The 17,275-nt window shown below is 56.5% G+C and carries 21 protein-coding genes and 1 other RNA gene; 9 read left to right on the top strand and 13 right to left on the bottom strand.

Annotated features, from left to right (window positions below; translation table 11 throughout):
* Positions 1-62: 62 nt before the first annotated feature.
* On the top strand, positions 63-293 hold the full coding sequence (locus tag GOX61_RS04545; RefSeq protein WP_170331607.1) for a putative hemolysin: 231 nt from the start codon (positions 63-65) through the stop codon (positions 291-293).
* 3 nt (positions 294-296) lie between these two features.
* Here the strand turns inward: GOX61_RS04545 and GOX61_RS04540 are convergent, their stop codons facing one another.
* Together GOX61_RS04540 and mgtE are read right to left on the bottom strand one after the other, a co-directional pair.
* Positions 297-863 carry a 5-formyltetrahydrofolate cyclo-ligase gene (locus tag GOX61_RS04540; RefSeq protein ID WP_170331593.1) on the bottom strand — a complete coding sequence of 189 codons (567 nt, stop codon included), beginning with the start codon at positions 861-863 and terminating at the stop codon, positions 297-299.
* Positions 860-2,254: a magnesium transporter gene (gene mgtE / locus GOX61_RS04535; protein ID WP_170331591.1), complete on the bottom strand. Its 1,395-nt coding sequence runs from the start codon at positions 2,252-2,254 to the stop codon at positions 860-862. Before mgtE ends, GOX61_RS04540 begins: the two co-directional genes overlap by 4 nt.
* A 139-nt stretch (positions 2,255-2,393) precedes the next feature.
* Here mgtE and guaD point away from each other — a divergent pair, with 139 nt between their 5' ends.
* Complete coding sequence (gene guaD, locus GOX61_RS04530) at positions 2,394-3,689, top strand: guanine deaminase (RefSeq protein WP_170331588.1); 1,296 nt, start codon at positions 2,394-2,396, stop codon at positions 3,687-3,689.
* Between the two features lies 1 nt (position 3,690).
* Here guaD and GOX61_RS04525 read toward each other — a convergent pair whose 3' ends face one another.
* The 3 genes from GOX61_RS04525 to GOX61_RS04515 form a co-directional block, all read right to left on the bottom strand.
* Complete coding sequence (locus GOX61_RS04525) at positions 3,691-5,025, bottom strand: 8-oxoguanine deaminase (RefSeq protein WP_170331586.1); 1,335 nt, start codon at positions 5,023-5,025, stop codon at positions 3,691-3,693.
* Between the two features lie 116 nt (positions 5,026-5,141).
* A complete protein-coding gene (gene hisN / locus GOX61_RS04520; RefSeq protein ID WP_170331584.1) occupies positions 5,142-5,933 on the bottom strand; it encodes a histidinol-phosphatase in 792 nt (263 codons plus the stop codon).
* A 44-nt stretch (positions 5,934-5,977) separates the two neighbouring features.
* Positions 5,978-6,349, bottom strand: coding sequence for a helix-turn-helix domain-containing protein (locus GOX61_RS04515; protein WP_155145353.1), 372 nt, complete (start codon positions 6,347-6,349; stop codon positions 5,978-5,980).
* Between the two features lie 334 nt (positions 6,350-6,683).
* Here GOX61_RS04515 and GOX61_RS04510 point away from each other — a divergent pair, with 334 nt between their 5' ends.
* Entirely contained in the window at positions 6,684-7,640 is a 957-nt protein-coding gene (locus GOX61_RS04510; RefSeq protein ID WP_170331582.1) for an NADPH:quinone oxidoreductase family protein, read from the top strand.
* A 6-nt stretch (positions 7,641-7,646) separates the two neighbouring features.
* Here the strand turns inward: GOX61_RS04510 and GOX61_RS04505 are convergent, their stop codons facing one another.
* Positions 7,647-8,528 (bottom strand): LysR family transcriptional regulator, encoded by an 882-nt coding sequence (locus GOX61_RS04505; RefSeq protein WP_155145357.1) that lies wholly within the window; start codon positions 8,526-8,528, stop codon positions 7,647-7,649.
* A 127-nt stretch (positions 8,529-8,655) separates the two neighbouring features.
* On the opposite strand from GOX61_RS04505, the gene GOX61_RS04500 reads away from it, so the two are divergent.
* From GOX61_RS04500 to GOX61_RS04490, 3 genes are all read left to right on the top strand, one after another.
* Positions 8,656-8,874 (top strand): DUF1127 domain-containing protein, encoded by a 219-nt coding sequence (locus tag GOX61_RS04500; RefSeq protein ID WP_170331580.1) that lies wholly within the window; start codon positions 8,656-8,658, stop codon positions 8,872-8,874.
* A 173-nt stretch (positions 8,875-9,047) separates the two neighbouring features.
* A complete protein-coding gene (locus GOX61_RS04495) occupies positions 9,048-9,824 on the top strand; it encodes a Bax inhibitor-1/YccA family protein (RefSeq protein WP_170331578.1) in 777 nt (258 codons plus the stop codon).
* A 147-nt stretch (positions 9,825-9,971) separates the two neighbouring features.
* Positions 9,972-10,370, top strand: a complete 399-nt coding sequence (locus tag GOX61_RS04490; protein ID WP_254436743.1) for a GNAT family N-acetyltransferase — start codon at positions 9,972-9,974, stop codon at positions 10,368-10,370.
* 62 nt (positions 10,371-10,432) lie between these two features.
* On the opposite strand, the gene GOX61_RS04485 is transcribed toward GOX61_RS04490, so the two are convergent.
* Positions 10,433-11,020, bottom strand: a complete 588-nt coding sequence (locus tag GOX61_RS04485; RefSeq protein ID WP_170331575.1) for a lipoprotein — start codon at positions 11,018-11,020, stop codon at positions 10,433-10,435.
* Between the two features lie 134 nt (positions 11,021-11,154).
* Positions 11,155-11,322, bottom strand: coding sequence for a 50S ribosomal protein L33 (gene rpmG, locus GOX61_RS04480; protein ID WP_007799108.1), 168 nt, complete (start codon positions 11,320-11,322; stop codon positions 11,155-11,157).
* Positions 11,323-11,618: 296 nt separating this feature from the next.
* Between rpmG and GOX61_RS04475 the strand changes: the two genes are divergently transcribed.
* From GOX61_RS04475 to GOX61_RS04465, 3 genes are all read left to right on the top strand, one after another.
* Entirely contained in the window at positions 11,619-12,254 is a 636-nt protein-coding gene (locus tag GOX61_RS04475; protein WP_170331573.1) for a DUF1326 domain-containing protein, read from the top strand.
* Positions 12,255-12,267: 13 nt separating this feature from the next.
* Complete coding sequence (locus GOX61_RS04470; RefSeq protein ID WP_170331571.1) at positions 12,268-13,110, top strand: DUF2182 domain-containing protein; 843 nt, start codon at positions 12,268-12,270, stop codon at positions 13,108-13,110.
* A gap of 66 nt (positions 13,111-13,176) precedes the next feature.
* The gene (locus tag GOX61_RS04465) at positions 13,177-13,509 is read left to right on the top strand and encodes a GYD domain-containing protein (protein WP_155145366.1); all 333 of its coding nucleotides are present in this window, start codon (positions 13,177-13,179) and stop codon (positions 13,507-13,509) included.
* 7 nt (positions 13,510-13,516) lie between these two features.
* Here the strand turns inward: GOX61_RS04465 and rnpB are convergent.
* The 5 genes from rnpB to gatC form a co-directional block, all read right to left on the bottom strand.
* Positions 13,517-13,932: RNase P RNA component class A (gene rnpB / locus GOX61_RS04460), an RNA gene on the bottom strand.
* 121 nt (positions 13,933-14,053) lie between these two features.
* Positions 14,054-14,779: an N-acetylmuramoyl-L-alanine amidase gene (locus GOX61_RS04455; protein ID WP_170331569.1), complete on the bottom strand. Its 726-nt coding sequence runs from the start codon at positions 14,777-14,779 to the stop codon at positions 14,054-14,056.
* Positions 14,724-15,437 carry a hypothetical protein gene (locus GOX61_RS04450; RefSeq protein WP_170331567.1) on the bottom strand — a complete coding sequence of 238 codons (714 nt, stop codon included), beginning with the start codon at positions 15,435-15,437 and terminating at the stop codon, positions 14,724-14,726. The genes GOX61_RS04455 and GOX61_RS04450 overlap by 56 nt, the downstream gene beginning before the upstream one ends.
* 39 nt (positions 15,438-15,476) lie before the next feature.
* Positions 15,477-16,964 carry an Asp-tRNA(Asn)/Glu-tRNA(Gln) amidotransferase subunit GatA gene (gatA, locus tag GOX61_RS04445; RefSeq protein ID WP_170331565.1) on the bottom strand — a complete coding sequence of 496 codons (1,488 nt, stop codon included), beginning with the start codon at positions 16,962-16,964 and terminating at the stop codon, positions 15,477-15,479.
* Between the two features lie 3 nt (positions 16,965-16,967).
* Entirely contained in the window at positions 16,968-17,255 is a 288-nt protein-coding gene (gatC, locus tag GOX61_RS04440) for an Asp-tRNA(Asn)/Glu-tRNA(Gln) amidotransferase subunit GatC (RefSeq protein WP_155145374.1), read from the bottom strand.
* Positions 17,256-17,275: the final 20 nt, after the last annotated feature.

Below are 17,275 nucleotides of genomic sequence, written 5' to 3'. Positions count from 1 at the left end.
CTTGCATTCACATGCAAATACACCAATCTGTTTCATAGAAATTGATATCGAAGGAGAATTTGATGAAACCGATTGCGATCGCGACCCTTGCAGCACTCACAGCCACAAGTGCGCTGGCGCAAGCCACCACCAGAACCACAATGGCAAATCCGGCCGCCACATTCTGTATCGAGAACGAGGGCGAGTATCAAATCCGCAAGAATACCGATGGCAGCGAATACGGCGTTTGCATCCTGAAGGATGGTACCGAAGTGGATGCTTGGGACTATCTGCGCAGCCACTTCGAAAAATAGATCTCAGAAAGTCAGAACTCGGCTTTCCGTGATGACCATGTCCAGCGGCTGATCTGTCGGTTCAAGCGGCAGATCTTCGGCTTCCTGCGCGTCAAAGGCGAAACCGATGGCCAGCGTCGGGCGTTTGGCGCGCAGCCCTTCCAGAGTCCGGTCATAAAACCCGCCACCATATCCCAGCCGGCCACCTTTCGTATCAAAGGCGACGAGTGGAACGACCAAAATCTCGGGATCGAAATAATCATCAATTTCAGGCACCATAGCGCCGAAGGGGCCGTCTTTTAACGCTCCCTCGGGTGTCCAGCGGGAAAAGCGCAACGCCTGCCCTGCCGCCTGTATGACAGGCACGCCGACCGGGCCGTAAGCAGCGGCCTCGGCCATCGCTGGCAGGGGGTCAATCTCGGTGCGGATGGGCATGTAGCCCGACATTGGAACACCACGGTGACCGGCAAGAACCTCGGACAGGCGCCCAGCCACGCCCGGCTGGCGGCTGTCAAAGGCAGCCTTACGACGCGCAAATGCCGCCTTGCGTGCAGCGGCCTTTATTTCAGTCAGATCAGTTGTTTCGGTCACAATAGCACCACGCTGGCGAGCCCTAGGAATATGAAGAAACCCATGACATCCGTTGTAGTTGTCACAAAGGTTCCTGATGCCAGCGCCGGGTCAACACCCATACGGTCCAGCACCACCGGTACTACCGTACCTGCAAAGCCTGCGATGATCATATTCACGACCAGCGCCGATCCGATCACGACACCCAGCCACGGAGAGTCAAACCACATCATACCCACGGTGCCCAACACCACCGCAAAACACAGCCCGTTCAGCATACCGACCAACAGCTCTCGCCGGATAACGCGCCCAACGTTCGAACCGGTCAGGTCGCGTGTCGCCAGCGCCCGAACAGCAACCGTCAGGGATTGAGTACCAGCATTCCCACCCATCGAGGCCACGATCGGCATCAGAATGGCCAGCGCCACCAGCTGATCGATGGCTCCTTCGAACTGCGAAATCACCAGTGATCCACAGATCGCCGTGCACAGGTTCACCGCCAGCCAGGGCAAACGCCGCTTACTGGTTGCCGCAACACTATCGGACAATGAGCTTTCATCGCTGACACCGGCAAGACGCAGCATGTCCTCTTCGTATTCCTCGTCCAGAACGACCATGGCGTCATCAATGGTGATCACACCCACAAGCCGGCCATCGCCATCGACCACCGGGGCTGAAATCAGGTGGTACTGATTGAAGGCATAGGCCACATCCTCTTCATCCTGATCGACCGGGATGATGTGAAACTCTTCTTCGGCAATGTCGTGAAGCGGAACTTCGCGCCGGGCAGCCATAAGCTTGCCAAGGGTAACCTGCGCAACGGGTTTCAACCGCGGATCAACAAGAATGACGTGATAGAATTGCTCGGGCAGATCATCATTGGCCCGCATGAAGTCAATCGCCTGTCCCACTGTCCAATGCTCGGGTGACATGACAACCTCGCGCTGCATAAGACGACCAGCGGAGTTCTCTGGATAGGACAGTGCCTGTTCGGCGGCGATACGCTCGGAATCCTCAAGCGCATCAAGAATCGTCTCCTGCTGTGGCTCTTCGAGGTCTTCGAGCAAGTCGACGACATCGTCACTTTCCATGTCGCGCACAGCTTCGGCCAGCACGTCTGGCTTCAGGACGCCAATCACCTCTTCCCGTAGCGCTTCATCGAGTTCCGACAGGATATCGCCGTCGAACTCTTTGTCATACAATCGGATCAGGCGTGCACGATCATAAGGATTGATCTGTTCCAGAAGGTCAGCGATGTCAGCCGCGTGCAGCGGTTCCATCAGCTCGATCAGCTTCATACGATCATCAACATCAACCGCATAAAGGATCGCCGCAACGGTCCGCCGATCCAGCGCATAGGCGTCGTCGTCCCGGGACTGATCGGGTCTGACCTCATCAGTGCCTGTCGTCATGCGCTGCCCCCTTTGTTTGGTGATTGGCCCCTAAATAGAAGAAGCAGCTACCGGAAAACAATGACAATGGTCTAATTTACCCACATCTTTCCTCCGCCTATGCTGTAACGCGATCCCAAACAGGCGGAGAACAGGGCAAATGGCGCAAAAGACGCTTTTGAAAGGGCGCGTACTGAGTTTTGACGGCTCACCATTCGAGGGTGAACCGACCGACGCAGCTACAGTAAATGAAGCGGTTTTGATCGAAGCAGGGCGTGTCGTTGCCTTGGGCTCAGCCGATGATCTAACCCGTGCCAATCCTGATGCCAACGTTAAGGATTATGGTGAGCAACTGATCATGGCGGGTTTTGTTGATCCGCATGTGCACTACCCGCAGACCGCGATGATCGCCAGCTGGGGCAAGCGCCTGATCGATTGGTTGAATACCTACACCTTCCCCGAAGAGATGAAATTCGGCTCGCCCGAATATGCTTTGGAAATTGCCAAGCGCTATCTGGACCTGACAGCTGCACACGGGACAACAACGATGTGCAGCTTCTGCACCATCCATCCCGAGAGCGTTGACGCCTTCTTTACCGCAGCACAGGAGCGCGGACAGCGGGTCGTGGCAGGCAAGACCTGCATGGACCGGAACGCGCCCGAAGGCCTGCAAGACACTGCGCAAACCGGGTATGATCAGTCCAAGGCACTGCTGGAAAAGTGGCACGGTACTGGCAGAATCTCTTACGCCATCACGCCCCGCTTTTCGCCCACATCCACCCCGGACCAGTTGGAGGCAATGGGTGCACTTTGGGCGGAACATCCCGACTGTTTGATGCAGACCCATCTCAGCGAACAAACGGATGAGATCGAATGGGTCCGGTCATTGTTCCCGAATGCGCGCGATTATCTCGATACCTACGAGCAATTCGGCCTTCTGGGGGGTCGCGGCTTGTATGGTCATGTCATTCATCTGGAGGATCGTGAACGTGATCGCCTGCGCGAGGTGGACGCAGCGCTGATTCACTGCCCGACCTCCAACACGTTTATTGGTTCGGGCTTGTTTGACATGAATGGCTTGATTTCCGATGGCCATCGCGTGGGCCTGGCCACAGATACAGGTGGCGGATCCAGCTTCTCGATGCTGCGCACCATGGCCGCTGCCTACGAGATCGGACAGCTGCGTGGTCGTCCGCTGCATCCGGCACAATTGCTGTGGCTGGGTACGGTCGGATCTGCGCGTACGCTGCGCATGGATGACTGCATTGGCAACATCGCACCCGGCATGGAGGCTGATCTGGTTGTTCTGAACCTGGCCTCAACGCCTGCAATCGCCCAGCGTGAAGCCAATGCGGACGATCTGTGGGAAGCCGTATTCCCGACAATCATGATGGGCGATGACCGCGCGATTTCCGATGTCTGGATCAGCGGTCGAGCGGTCACGCACCAAACATAGTTTAGTTCTGCAAGGCCATCGCCAGCCTGTTCTGGCGTTCGATGACACGAGGCAAATCGATGGTCGTGATATGACCGTCGCGCACAATCTGCCTTCCTTCGACAAACAGGTGTTTGACCCGCATCGGTCCCGCCAACAGCAGAGCGGCGGGATCCCAGCTGCCCGCGCTCTCAATGCTTCGCATGTTCCAAATAGCGATATCCGCGCGTTTCCCACGCTGCAGCCGCCCACAATCCGGACGGCCCAGAACATCAGCGCCACCACGGGTCGCGATTTCCAGCGCTTCCCGGGAAGACATCGCATCAGCCCCGTTCGCAACACGCTGCAACAGCATGGCCTGTCGCGCCTCAAGCATCAGGTTGCCGTTGTCGTTGCTCGCTGAACCATCAGCGCCCAATCCAACATTTACTCCCTGATCCCGCATCGCACGGACAGGCGCGATACCTGAACCCAACCGACAGTTCGAACATGGGCAATGCGCAACCCCGGTCCCCGTTCTGGCGAACAGATCAATCTCAGCCCCGTCCAACTTGACGCAATGCGCATGCCAGACATCCGGACCGGTCCAGCCCAGCTCTTCGGCATATTGTCCGGGACGACATCCGAACTGCGCCTCGGAATAGGCGATGTCTTCGTCATTTTCGGCAAGGTGGGTGTGCAACATCACACCCTTGTCACGCGCCAACAAAGCGGCGTCGCGCATCAGATCCCGGCTGACCGAGAACGGAGAACAGGGTGCAAGACCCACACGGCACATGGAACCCTCAGACGGATCATGAAAGGCGTCTACCACGCGGATCATGTCTTCGAGTATGTCCGCTTCTGCTTCGACCAGACTGTCCGGGGGCAAACCACCGTCACTTTCGCCAATGCTCATTGCGCCTCGCGTAGGCTGAAAACGCAGCCCCAATTCGGACGCGGCGGCGATTGTGTCGTCAAGTCTCGATCCATTCGGGTAGAGATAAAGATGGTCTGAACTGAGGGTACAGCCGGACAAAGCCAGTTCTGCCAACCCGATCTGCGCCGAGGTGAACATCTCGGTCGGGCCAAAACGAGCCCAGATTGGATAGAGTGTTTTAAGCCACCCAAACAGCAATGCATCCTGTCCACCGGGAACCGCGCGTGTCAGAGTTTGGTAAAGATGGTGGTGCGTGTTCACGAGGCCCGGTGTGACGACGCAACCGGATGCATCGTGAACCTCTCCCGTTGTGGTAAGCCCATGGCCGATCTGGGAAATTTGACCATCCCGGATCAAAATATCTGCGCCAGTCAATTCCTGGCGTGTGTCATCCATGGTGAGGATGGTGTCAGCGTTTTTAATGAGGATTTCGGACACTCTTCGCACTCCTGCATATGCCCGTCTCATGCCAAGAATGCGAAGGCCGGTGGAAAACGGGCTTAAGAACCGGCCAGGATATGTTTAGTCGAGCGACCCCGATGCAGCAATAGAATTCAGAAGTTCCGCAAAATCTCTAAGGCAGCAGCGTGAATATCCGGATTTGCCGCTGCAAGCGCCCGCCCGCCATTATGTGCAGGCTCACCTTGCCAATCCGTCACGACACCGCCTGCTGCCTGGATCAGACCAATCGGTGCCTGAATGTCATAGGAATTCAAACCTGCTTCGATCACAAGATCCACCTGCCCCGCGGCCAGCAGTGCGTAGGCGTAACAATCCATGCCATAGCGCGTCAGCTTAACGTGTTGGGCGACGGCCCTGAATGCCTCTGCTTCGGTTGGCGTGCCGACTTCGGGAAAGGTGGTGAACAGAATCGCGTCGTTCAGATCGCGGGTGGATCGGGTACCCAAGGGAGAATTACCTTGCGGACCGATCATGTGGGCAACATCGCCGCCACCCACAAACCGTTCTCCAATATATGGCTGATCAATGACCCCGAGTATTGGTCCGTTTGCTTCGCTAAGCGCAATCAGCACACCCCATGTGGGTGTGCCGCTGATGAAGCCTCGCGTGCCGTCGATTGGGTCGAGAACCCAGGTTCGACCGCTTGTGCCATCGTTGTGACCGAACTCTTCACCCAAAATCCCGTCATTCGGGCGAAATTCAGCCAAAACTGCGCGCATCGCTTTTTCGGCTTCGCGATCCGCAACTGTGACCGGGTCGAAACCGGCAGAAAGTTTGTTGTCTGTTTCCAGATTCGATTGCCGAAAATAAGGGAGTATAGCCGCACGCGCTGCGTCGGCCATTTTATCGGCAACCTCAAGATCGCTAAGCTGAGTGTTCTGCATGCACTACCCGTGCGTTCAGATCACCCAAGTGTCAAGCGCTTGTCTCAGGCAACGTCGCTGAGCACGCGAGCGAGTTCGAACAGACGGCGGCGCTGGTTCTCAGGAATTGCGTAGTACGAACGCACCAGATCAAGCGCTTCTTTGTCGCCCATCAGGTCGGCAGGAACCGATTTCTTGTCGGCATCTTCCTTCTGAACCTCTTCCAGGCCTTCAAAGAAAAAGCTAACCGGAACGTCCAATGCCTCGGCGATATCCCAAAGGCGTGATGCGCTGATCCGGTTGGCACCCGTCTCATACTTCTGGATTTGCTGAAACTTGATACCAACTTGCTGCGCCAACTGCTGCTGGGTCATGCCAATCAGCCAGCGGCGATGCCGGACACGCTTGCCCACATGGACATCGACGGGATGGGTCATTGGTATTCTCCTCTACTACACACACAACCGTCCGGGAAACGCGACATCAGTCATGACCGCTAAGCTAGCGAGTCAGCAATTAAGAACTCCCTAATTCGGATCGTGCCCCCCGAAACAGCACTATGCGCCAATATTGCCGCTTTTGGGATTTTTTTCAAGAAGGTTGAGTCCGTAACAAAGTACAAAGGTTTGTGGTTGTGCCGCGACCGAAATTGCTATCGTCGTTTCCACAAAAGAAACAAAGGGTTTCCCCAGACGCGCGCTGCGTGGCTTTCCCGAACGATTGACAATCCGACCATCTCACCGGCCTATGTCGCCAAGACGGAGAGCATTCATGTTGGCGTATCGAATTCAATCAGCCGGCGCTAAAGCCGAGCTTTGTGATGTAGACCTCCCCACCCCGGGCGAAGGCCAGGTGCGCGTGGCCATTCGCGCCTGCGGCCTGAACTTTGCGGATCTGCTGATGCAGAAGGGAACTTATCAGGATACCCCGGCCGCTCCGTTTACGCAGGGCATGGAAATTGCGGGTGTCGTCGACGATATCGGTCCCAATGTCTCTCATCTGAAAAAAAGGGATCGCGTCGCGATCTATTCCGGGCAAGGCGGATTGGCGGAGTTTGGCGTCTTTGACGCAAGCCGCGCAATTCCCCTGCCCGAATCCACAAGCTTTGAGGACGCTGCAGCCGTTCAGATTGCATATGGGACCAGCCACATTGCGCTGGACCATCGCGCACATCTCAGACCGGGTGAAACGCTTTTGGTTACCGGGGCCGCAGGTGGAGTTGGCCTGACTGCCGTAGAAATCGGAAAACTGATGGGCGCCACTGTGATCGCACAGGCCCGGGGTGAGGATAAGCTGGCCGTTGCACAAGCCGCTGGCGCAGATCACTTGATTGATGCGGACGAAGATTTGCGTGAGCGGGTCAAGTCGCTTGGGGGCGCAGACGTGGTTTATGACGCCATCGGCGGCGATGTATTCAAGGCGGCCTTTCGCGCCACGAATCCCGAGGGGCGCCTGCTGCCCATCGGTTTCGCCGGTGGAGACGTACCGCAGATTCCGGCCAACCATCTGCTGGTCAAGAATCTGACCGTGATTGGTTTTTACATCGGCGGGTATCTGAATTTTCGCCCCGAAATTGTTCGGAACAGCTTTGACACTCTGTTCCGCTGGCACGCAGAAGGACGGATCAAACCGCATATCAGCCACACCCTTCCGCTGAAGAACGTGGCTGAAGGCATGACACTTCTGAAAGAGCGCAAATCTACCGGCAAAATCGTGATTACGCCCTGAGTTCCCTCAGCCGACAACAGCCTTGAGGGGCACTCCGCCAAGCAACCGGAAATTCTGACGAACCAACGAGGCCAACGCCTCGACAACCGCGCCGCGCCCTGCGTCACCGCCATATAAGTTGATCACATGTGCAGGCAGTTCCGGCAGCACACCTCCGGATTCGATTTTTTCCAGGTGTGCGGCCTCGGTTCCCTCGAGCATTGCGTGAACTGCAAGATCGGCACTCACAGTTGCTTCGATCGTGCGGTCATTTTCGGTCTCAACCGACAGCTCCCATGGAATACCAGCGGCATCCAGAGCCGAGATCACTTGAGGCCTGAACATGCACCGACGACCCAGCGCGAGAGGTATCGGGCGACGACGCCATGCCGAACCGCCCGGCGCGCCAATCCAGCGTAAAGGCAACTCTGCGACGGTTTCACCTCCGTCCGGGGCCGATGCCTCGGTCGTCAGGATCACGTCACATTCACCGCGCCGGAACATCTCCTTAAGTTGCAGGGTATAAGACGACACCAGTTGCACCCTGACGCGCGGAAAATCAGCGTTGAAGCGCTGCAGAACGCGAGGAATAGCCGGATACACGATGTCATGCGGCACACCCAGCACCACCTCACCCTCGAAAGCCTGATCGGTAAGCTTCGAAATCACCTCGTCATTCAAAGCCACCATACGCCGAGCGTAGGCAAGCAACTGTTCACCAGATGCGGTAAGCGCAATCGTCCGGCCACTGCGATCCAGCAGTTCCAGCCCTAACAATTCCTCCAGCCGTTTGAGCTGCATCGATACGGCCGACTGTGTCAGGTGCAGGAACCCGGCAGCACGAGTCACGCCGCCATGGTCAGCGACAGCCACGAATGACCGCAGGGTTGTTATATCCAAATTTCGCATGTTCAAGAATCCTTATGGTTCTCGTCATAAACATTCATTTTTAAAATGTGTCACGTTGCGCCATATAAATCAAGGAAGTTGATGAAAAGCAGAAAAAGCATCACAGAGCAAGGAAAGGACAAAGATTATGACCCAAGTTGCTGTTTCAAAGAAATGCGCACACCGGAAACCGTCCAAAGGCCTTGGATTGTGGACCCTTTTAGGCCTGGCTCGGCAGCGTCGCAGCCTTGCCAAACTTGACGACCGCGCCCTTGAAGACATCGGAGTTTCCCGCGCAGAGGCGGACACCGAAGCCGCCCGCCCGTTTTGGGACGCGCCTGTTAACTGGCACAAACGACTGTATTAAATGACCTGAAAGCACAATTTGGCGACTGCGACACGTCAGTCGCCAAAATTGCTGACAGATTCAGCGTGTTTTAGGCGTAAAACTCTTGAAACATGTGTCTCACTCTCCGATATTTGCAGGGAAATCGGTTCGCAATTGCGAACTGAGCAAAGACTTTCGAAGGGAGACCCTTAATGGCACAATTCGATACGATCCGGACGGCGACCGGTGCGCGCGCTGCCGAGATTGACGAGGGCCTGCGCGCCCACATGAACAAAGTCTACGGCACAATGTCCGTAGGCATGCTGATCACATTTGCGGCGGCCTGGGCGATTTCCGGCCTGGCAACCACAACTGATCCCTCGGCGGCCGCAGCGCAGTTGAGCGAGACCAAGTATCTGACTTCGCTTGGATACGCACTGTTCGCCTCGCCCCTTAAATGGGTGATCATGTTCGCCCCGCTGGCCTTCATCTTTGGCTTCAGCGCCGGGATCAACCGCCTGTCCGCAGCCGGTGCACAGACGGTGTTCTATCTGTTTGCCGCTGTCATGGGTGTATCGATCAGCTGGATTTTCCTGGTCTTCACCGGCCAGTCAATCATTCAGGTGTTCCTGATCACGGCAATCGCCTTCGCGGGCCTTTCGCTGTACGGGTATACGACCAAAAAAGACCTGTCCGCGATGGGCACGTTCCTGATCATGGGTGTAATCGGCCTGATCGTTGCAATGGTCGTGAACATCTTCCTGGCTTCTTCGGCCGTCGCCTTTGCCATCTCGGTCCTAGGCGTGCTGATCTTCGCGGGCCTGACGGCGTACGACACTCAGAACATTAAGAACACCTACCTGCAGATGGCCCATTCGGGCGATCAGGAATGGTTGGGTAAAGCCGCGATCATGGGCGCGTTGAGCCTGTATCTGGACTTTATCAACATGTTCATGTTCCTGCTGCAGCTGTTCGGCAACCGCGAATAACGCGGCACCAAATTCAAAGCGAAAGGGCGGGTCCAAAAGACCCGCCCTTTTTTGTTTGGAGCTTTCTCGATGACCATAGTCAAAATTCCGCCCTCGCAGTCTCATCGGCTTTTGCCCTTACTGCATCAGGTCCATGACTTGCATTTGATGCACCAACCAGATCGATATGCACCTCTACCCGAAGATCGAGACATGATTGCACATCTGCAAACCTGGCTTTCTCAACATGACATACATGCCTTGGGTTTTGAGAAGGGCGGCGCGTTGTTGGGATACACCATTATCGAAATCGAAAATCGCGATGCGACCCCGTTCCGTGCATCGGAAACGCGTGCAATGGTCCACCATATCTGCGTCGATTCTGAACAACGCAGACAGGGCATTGGCCTGGCACTGTTGGAGGCTGCCCGCGCCATGCTGCGTGAAGCTGGAGGGCAGGTTCTGGCGATCACCTATGCCGAGTTCAATTCGGCTTCGGCAGGATTGGTGGAACGTGCTGGTTTGCGTCCTGTCATGCATTTCGCAGAGTGGCGTTCAGACAATTGACCGCAACGAAAAGCCCCTGTCGTAGCTGACAGGGGCCATGCAAGACTAATTTTGGATTCTGCTCAGCTGCAGTTCAGCGGAACAGCGAAACCCGAACTACGTGAGGAGTTTCCTTTGCGATAGACATCGCCTGCAGGCAAGCAGCCTGTAAAGCGCTCGGTCTCGCTACCGAAGATTGAGCCGAGGGAGTTGTCTACATGACCGCTCTCTGTACGCAATACCCCGAACAAGGTACCGTTTACGCTGACCGTGCTGAGGAAAAGGTTGATTTGGTCGCCAGACAGCTGCACCGCATTGGATACGTTTTTTCCGCCATTCGTAATCGCCACACCCGCAACCTTGGACAGCTCGGTCTTATCGGTAGCGACCCTGATCGTCGGCAGCTCTGCCAGTTCGGCCGGTACGTTCGTCTCGGGTGGCAGGAAGGCGACCGCCCCATTCACATCCGCAACATCTCGCGGTTCTCCATCAATACCCGTAAAGCCGATGCCCTCACGGTTGAACGGATCCTCGCAGGCCGAAAGTGTCAGAACTGCAATAGCAGGCAATATGATTTTTTTCATGGCGGTCAACATTTTGTAGCGATTTGCTGAAGCGTAGCGGCAGGTGAACTGAAAATGCAAGCCACGCACGAACAGATTGGCTTGCATGCTGATGCGCTGTTGCAACGGCTTACGGCAGATGCGGCGACAGCACCAAAGATACCAACAAGTTCTCAGTCAATTAAAAAAGGGCTCTGCGATCACAGAGCCCTTTCCGAGAAATGTCTATGTAAGACGGCAGATTACTTGATCTTGCCTTCTTTGTACTCGACATGCTTGCGGACAACCGGGTCGTATTTACGAACGGTCATCTTTTCAGTCATGGTGCGCGCATTTTTCTTGGTCACGTAGAAGTGGCCCGTGCCCGCGGTCGAGTTCAGACGGATCTTGATTGTCGTCGGCTTCGCCATGGTTATCTCCTGCGTCCGAAAAGGCAGGGGCCTTTCGGTTGAATTCCTATGAGCGTGCGCTTTTACCCGCTGGCACGCCCGAGTCAACCAGAATCGGCCAACAAGCATCACAAATCATTTGATACGAACTGGCGCTTTCCCGCGCAGTGGTTTGGAGAGTTCACGGATCCGTGATAATCTCTGCCCACTCCACAATGCCAAGAAGCCAATTGCGGGCTCAATTTGCGAGGTATCAGAAACGGGCAACAAACTCTGTCAGCAGGGTTTTTAGGTTCGATTTTTCTTGGGGGGCTATCATGACTGAATGGACTATTCAGGGCGAAGAACTGGCCAATTGCAATTGCAACTTCGGTTGCCCATGCCAGTTCAGCGTTCTTCCAACCCATGGGAACTGTGAGGCTGTTGTGGTCTTTGACATTATGAGCGGGCGGTACGGGGACACGGATCTTGCCGGCGTTCGAGCTGCGGGTGTTTATTACTGGCCTGGCCCTATTCATGAGGGCAACGGCCAGATGCAGCTGATCATTGACGACAAGGCCAATGCTGATCAGAGGGCTGCCCTACAAGCCATAATGACGGGCGAAGACACCGATGAGATGGCGACCATGTGGTACGTTTACAGTGCGATGGCACCCACGAAGCATGAAACACTCTTTATCCCAATCGAACTCAACTGGGATCGCGAAGAGCGCAGGGGCTATGCCAGAGCTCCGGGAGTATTTGACGTCGAGGTCAACCCGATCCCGCATATTGTATCGGGCGCACCGCATCGTGCCTCAATCCAGTTGCCAAACGGATTTGAGTATCGCCATGCCGAAGCTGCGTCGGGATCCGCCAAAACCAATGGCGGAGCAATCAGCCTGACATTCGACGCTACGCATGCACATCTGGCTCACCTGAATATCTCGGGCCACGGTGTGATCGGCGCGTAGCCGGAGCGATCCTGTGTCTATCAATTCCAAGCCGCCCCAAACCGGGGCGGTCGAGAGCCTGTTAAGGCATGATCGCACAATTGTTCTGTTCAGTGTCTGCCTGATTCTGTTGGGTGCATCCTGGTACACTATCGCGGGCGTTGGCATGGAAATGTCCGCCATTCAGATGACACGCATGGCTGGCCCAATAGGCGAACCGATGTCGATGGGTGCTGCACCGCACTGGAGCGCCACCTATTGGGTGCTCATCTTTCTGATGTGGTGGGTGATGATGATCGCGATGATGACACCCAGCGCCGCGCCGACCGTCCTGCTCTATGTTGCGATCAAACGAATGGGGTCTGAAAAGGACCAGGTCGCCCTGCTCGGCCTCGTTTTCCTGTCGGGTTATCTCATAGCGTGGGCTGCCTTCAGCGCGCTTGCAACGGGCGCTCAATGGGGTTTGGAGCACATTGGGCTGTCGGATGGGCCGATGATGACAATCCGGTCCAAGACCTTTGCAGGATTCGTATTAGTTGCAGCCGGCGTCTATCAGCTTTCAAGCCTGAAAACCGCTTGTCTACGTCACTGCCAAAGCCCCGCACAATTCCTCGCAAAGCATCATCGTTCCGGCGCGACAGGAGCGCTTCGCACCGGCACGCTACACGGGCTTTATTGCCTTGGCTGCTGTTGGGCGTTGATGGCCCTTCTCTTTGTGGGTGGCATCATGAACCTGCTCTGGATCGTTGGGATAGCACTGTATGTGGCGTTGGAAAAATTGCTTCCTCGCGCCCAGTGGGTTGCCCCTGCGACAGGGATTGTCCTGATCGCTTTTGGTGTCTGGCTGATCTCTGCTCCGATCTTTTCAGCAAGCTGAGTAAATTATCCGGCCAGGGGACCGGCCCAATCAATGGTCCCAAAACCCTCTCGTTAGGAGATCGATATGCCTATTTTCATTACCTACGCGTCATATTCACATGCGGGCGTCAAAGGGATGCTGAAGAAGCCGGAAAATCGCACTGGCCCCGTAAAGGCATTGTTGGAAAAAGTCGGCGGCAGACTGATTTCGTTTTATGTCACGACCGGCAGAAACGATGTGGTTGTCATTAGCGAAGCCCCGGATGGTACGGACGCTGTCGCCGTCGGAATGGCTGTCGCTGCTTCGGGCGCAGTTTCGGATGTAGAAACCGTACGCGCCTGGACCGCAGAGGACTTTGTGGCAATCACCGAAAAGGCTGCTGAACTGACCGGTGTCTACACACCTCCGGGAGGTTGAGGAAAACTTGCGCGGAGGGCCTGTAAGCCGGATCCTGTTCAGGGGTTACCCCCTTCGATGACCATTCATCTAGGCCGTGCATTGCTGCACGGCTCCAGCTGCCAACCCGGTCCCTCTCGGCCAAGGCATGCCTAGCGGCGGTATCGGCTTACGCCGACCGGCCCGCGCGGGGACCCTATTCGGCATTGCTCCCGGTGGGGCTTGCCGTGCCATCCCTGTTGCCAAGGACGCGGTGGGCTCTTACCCCACCGTTTCATCCTTACTCTGGATTGCCGGAGGCGAACCTCTGAATCACCAAAGCGGTTTGTTTTCTGTGGCGCTTTCCGTCGGGTTTCCCCGCCCGGGCGTTACCCGGCACCGTTGCCTTGTGGAGTCCGGACTTTCCTCTCGGGTTTGCACCCCAGCGGCCATCCGGCCCTCCGCGCCGGGAGTGGGTATGCCTAAGGCGTGACAACGTCAAGTGTAGACGGTGACGAAGGGGACAGCTCCTTGTTTGCCAACAGCCAATTCAACCCTTTGGCATTTGCAGCTAAGTGAAGCGCAGTCAGGTCCGGCGAATAGTATTGCGAAGCGGGGAAAGATCAGTCGGCTCTAATGGCCCTTTCGCCCAGGGGCGGTATCTTAGCCGAACAGCGGCCAACAGAACCTCGTCATCGGCTTCGGCTGTGAACCCTGCATCATGCGCTAAAGCACGAAACGATTGCATCGCTGCAGCTTGCGGATTTTCACCAAAGCTGCGTTGTTGCGCCAGTTTCTTCCGTTCTAGTCTTTGCCAGTCAAAACGTGCTCCGGGATCGAACTTGCGACCGGGCGCCATGTCAGAATGACCAATCACCCCATCAGGAGCTATGCCCCACCTATCCATGATGTCCTGAAGCAGATTCTCCAGAGCTGCCATTTGGAGTTCGGAAAACGGGTGATCGCCACGATTGTCGAGCTCGATTCCGATTGAACGGGAGTTGATATCCTTTTGGCCTCGCCATTCCCCTGCGCCAGCGTGCCACGCGCGGTCTTCCTCACGAACCATCTGCCAAAGGCGCCCATCGCCAGCGATCAGGTAATGCGCCGACACCTCGGCGGCCGGGTCGCACAGGCGTTCAAGCGCCGCCTCGGCAGAATCCATGGCTGTATAGTGGATGACCACCAAAGACGGTTCGAGACCATCCCGGCGTGGTCCGAAATTAGGGGACGGGTGCCAGATCGGCACCAGCGACTCAGTTGTTGACCGCACTGCGGAACGGGCTTGGATCCCAGCTGCACGCAAATCCATCACCGTCGGGATCCAGACCTTTGCGATCCCGCTGCGGGCCACCATTGGACAGGAATGCGATCTGCGCCTGATCCGATGATGGGTACTGAGCACAGTTCCGTTCAGCTTTGGCCTGCAGGTTAAAACCAGCGCGGCTGTAAAGCTGCGTACCAACCGGGTTAGATGTGCTCAGCGCATATTGTACAATATTGGGCTGACCATCCTGGCTACGCTGAGGCACCGCGGTTGGCGCGACCACTTCATAGGTCTGGCGGTTCTGTTCAATCCGCGCGGCGTCAGATTCGATGCTACGCCGGTTGGATACAGCGCCGAAATCCTGTTCGTCAGATATACCGGTATTGCTCGAAGGAGCTACGGTTGTGGACGATACCGTCTGCCCCGACGTGCTCGCCAGTGCGGCGGCCGTCTGATTTGCGATGTCGCCAGCGCTGTCACCGGTGGTCGGCGGTATCGCTGTCGCCGCACCTTGCGCCGACAGCGGTTGCTGCGAGACTTCGGACGGAGGCAGAAGCGGATTTCCCGCAACACCCTGCCCTGCCAGCTGCGCTTCGCGCTGCGCCTGATACTGGGGCGTGTTGAAACCTGTCCCGGCAACTGGTGCCACGGTCTCACATCCAGCGATTAGCCCAATGGCCGAGATCAGAAGCAATTTGCGCATTTGGCTGCTCCGCTCTGCTTAGTTTTGTTGCCCTGAGGCTTACCACCATTTCCCGGGCTTGGCCACAAACCCTGCGGCCTCTTCAAGGGCGTAGGCGGTGTTAAGCAGGTCACCTTCTTCCCACGGGCGACCGATCAACTGCAGCCCCAATGGCAGACCTTGTGTGTCCAGACCAGCAGGCACCGAAATACCGGGCAGACCAGCCAGGTTTACGGTCACCGTGAACACGTCGTTCAAATACATTTGAACAGGGTCAGCCTCGGTCATTTCACCCAGACCGAAAGAGGCCGAAGGCGTGGCCGGGGTCAGGATGGCGTCGATACCTGCGGCAAAGACATCTTCAAAGTCTTTCTTGATCAGGTTCCGCACCTTACGTGCACGGTTGTAGTAGGCATCATAGAAACCAGCCGACAGAACATAGGTTCCGACCATGACACGGCGCTGAACTTCGTGGCCAAAGCCCTCGGCACGGGTCTTTTCATACATCTCGGTGATGCCATCACCCTGCGCCAGCGTGGCACGGCGGCCATAGCGCACACCGTCATAGCGGGCGAGGTTCGACGAAGCCTCGGCCGGAGCGATCACATAATATGCAGGCAGCGCATATTTCGTGTGCGGCAGAGAAATATCGACAATCTCGGCACCTGCTGCTTTCAGCATTTCAGCGCCATCGGCCCACAGCTTCTCAATCTCGGCGGGCATGCCCTCCATGCGGTATTCCTTAGGGATACCGATTTTCTTGCCCTTGATGTCACCGGTCAGCATCGCCTCAAAATTCGGGACGGCCAGTTCCGCGCTGGTGGAATCCTTCGAGTCGTGACCGCACATCGCTTCGAGCATGATTGCCGCGTCGCGCACGTTCTTGGTCATCGGACCGGCCTGATCCAGCGAAGATGCAAACGCGATGATGCCCCAGCGAGAGCAGCGTCCGTAGGTTGGCTTGATACCGGTGATGCCGGTAAAGGCAGCAGGCTGGCGGATCGAACCACCAGTATCAGTACCGGTGGCAGCAAGGCACAGATCTGCAGCCACAGCAGAGGCAGAACCACCCGATGAGCCGCCCGGCGTAAGCTGCGCGTCGTCGTTACCACGGCGCCACGGGCTGACCGCGTTGCCGTAGATCGATGTTTCGTTGGACGAACCCATGGCAAACTCGTCCATGTTCAGCTTACCCAACATTACCGCGCCTGAATCGGCCAGTTGTTGGGAGACAGTGGATTCGTATTCAGGCTTGAAACCTTCAAGAATTTTCGAAGCCGCCTGTGAGGGGACACCCTTGGTGCAGAACAGGTCCTTGATACCAATAGGCAAGCCACACATTGAAGGGGCATCACCACCCTTGATCCGCTCATCCGCCGCCTTGGCGCGCTCGAGCGCGATCTCGGGCGTTTTGTGGACAAAAGCGTTCAGCGCATCTGCGTCATCAATCGCCTTCAGGCAGGATTCTGTCAGCTCGACAGAGGTTACGTCACCAGCGCGCAACGCGTCACGAGCATCGGCCAGGCCCAGTTTGTTCAGATCGCTCATGTCTTACTCCACAACCTTGGGAACGGCGAAAAAGCCTTCGCGTGCATCGGGGGCATTGGCCAGAATCTTGTCCTGCTGATTGCCATCGGTGACCACATCCTCACGACGTTTCAGGCGCATCGGCTCGACCGAAACCATCGGCTCAACGCCTTCGACGTCTACTTCATTCAATTGCTCGATGAACCCAAGAATGGTGTTGAATTCAGATGCCAGCGCCGGCAGCGCGTCATCCTCGACCTTGATCCGGGCCAGTTTGGCCACCTTGGCGGCGGTGCTTTGGTCAATCGACATGGGAACCCTCATATGCGTTA

The organism is Ruegeria arenilitoris (genome assembly GCF_013030265.1).
Classification (GTDB): Bacteria; Pseudomonadota; Alphaproteobacteria; order Rhodobacterales; family Rhodobacteraceae; genus Ruegeria; species Ruegeria arenilitoris_E.
Note: the sequence above shows the minus strand (reverse complement) of the source record. Positions and strands in the feature narration are given on the sequence as shown.

Coding starts and splice junctions, on each gene's coding strand:
- gatA (WP_170331565.1), bottom strand. CDS start 16,964: ATGAGCGATCTGAACAAACTGGGCCTGGCCGATGCTCGTGACGCGTTG.
- guaD (WP_170331588.1), top strand. CDS start 2,394: ATGGCGCAAAAGACGCTTTTGAAAGGGCGCGTACTGAGTTTTGACGGC.
- GOX61_RS04455 (WP_170331569.1), bottom strand. CDS start 14,779: ATGGATTTGCGTGCAGCTGGGATCCAAGCCCGTTCCGCAGTGCGGTCA.
- GOX61_RS04500 (WP_170331580.1), top strand. CDS start 8,656: ATGACCCAAGTTGCTGTTTCAAAGAAATGCGCACACCGGAAACCGTCC.
- GOX61_RS04510 (WP_170331582.1), top strand. CDS start 6,684: ATGTTGGCGTATCGAATTCAATCAGCCGGCGCTAAAGCCGAGCTTTGT.
- GOX61_RS04495 (WP_170331578.1), top strand. CDS start 9,048: ATGGCACAATTCGATACGATCCGGACGGCGACCGGTGCGCGCGCTGCC.
- GOX61_RS04485 (WP_170331575.1), bottom strand. CDS start 11,020: ATGCAAGCCAATCTGTTCGTGCGTGGCTTGCATTTTCAGTTCACCTGC.
- GOX61_RS04475 (WP_170331573.1), top strand. CDS start 11,619: ATGACTGAATGGACTATTCAGGGCGAAGAACTGGCCAATTGCAATTGC.
- rpmG (WP_007799108.1), bottom strand. CDS start 11,322: ATGGCGAAGCCGACGACAATCAAGATCCGTCTGAACTCGACCGCGGGC.
- GOX61_RS04545 (WP_170331607.1), top strand. CDS start 63: ATGAAACCGATTGCGATCGCGACCCTTGCAGCACTCACAGCCACAAGT.
- gatC (WP_155145374.1), bottom strand. CDS start 17,255: ATGTCGATTGACCAAAGCACCGCCGCCAAGGTGGCCAAACTGGCCCGG.
- mgtE (WP_170331591.1), bottom strand. CDS start 2,254: ATGACGACAGGCACTGATGAGGTCAGACCCGATCAGTCCCGGGACGAC.
- GOX61_RS04465 (WP_155145366.1), top strand. CDS start 13,177: ATGCCTATTTTCATTACCTACGCGTCATATTCACATGCGGGCGTCAAA.
- GOX61_RS04490 (WP_254436743.1), top strand. CDS start 9,972: ATGCACCAACCAGATCGATATGCACCTCTACCCGAAGATCGAGACATG.
- hisN (WP_170331584.1), bottom strand. CDS start 5,933: ATGCAGAACACTCAGCTTAGCGATCTTGAGGTTGCCGATAAAATGGCC.
- GOX61_RS04515 (WP_155145353.1), bottom strand. CDS start 6,349: ATGACCCATCCCGTCGATGTCCATGTGGGCAAGCGTGTCCGGCATCGC.
- GOX61_RS04450 (WP_170331567.1), bottom strand. CDS start 15,437: ATGCGCAAATTGCTTCTGATCTCGGCCATTGGGCTAATCGCTGGATGT.
- GOX61_RS04505 (WP_155145357.1), bottom strand. CDS start 8,528: ATGCGAAATTTGGATATAACAACCCTGCGGTCATTCGTGGCTGTCGCT.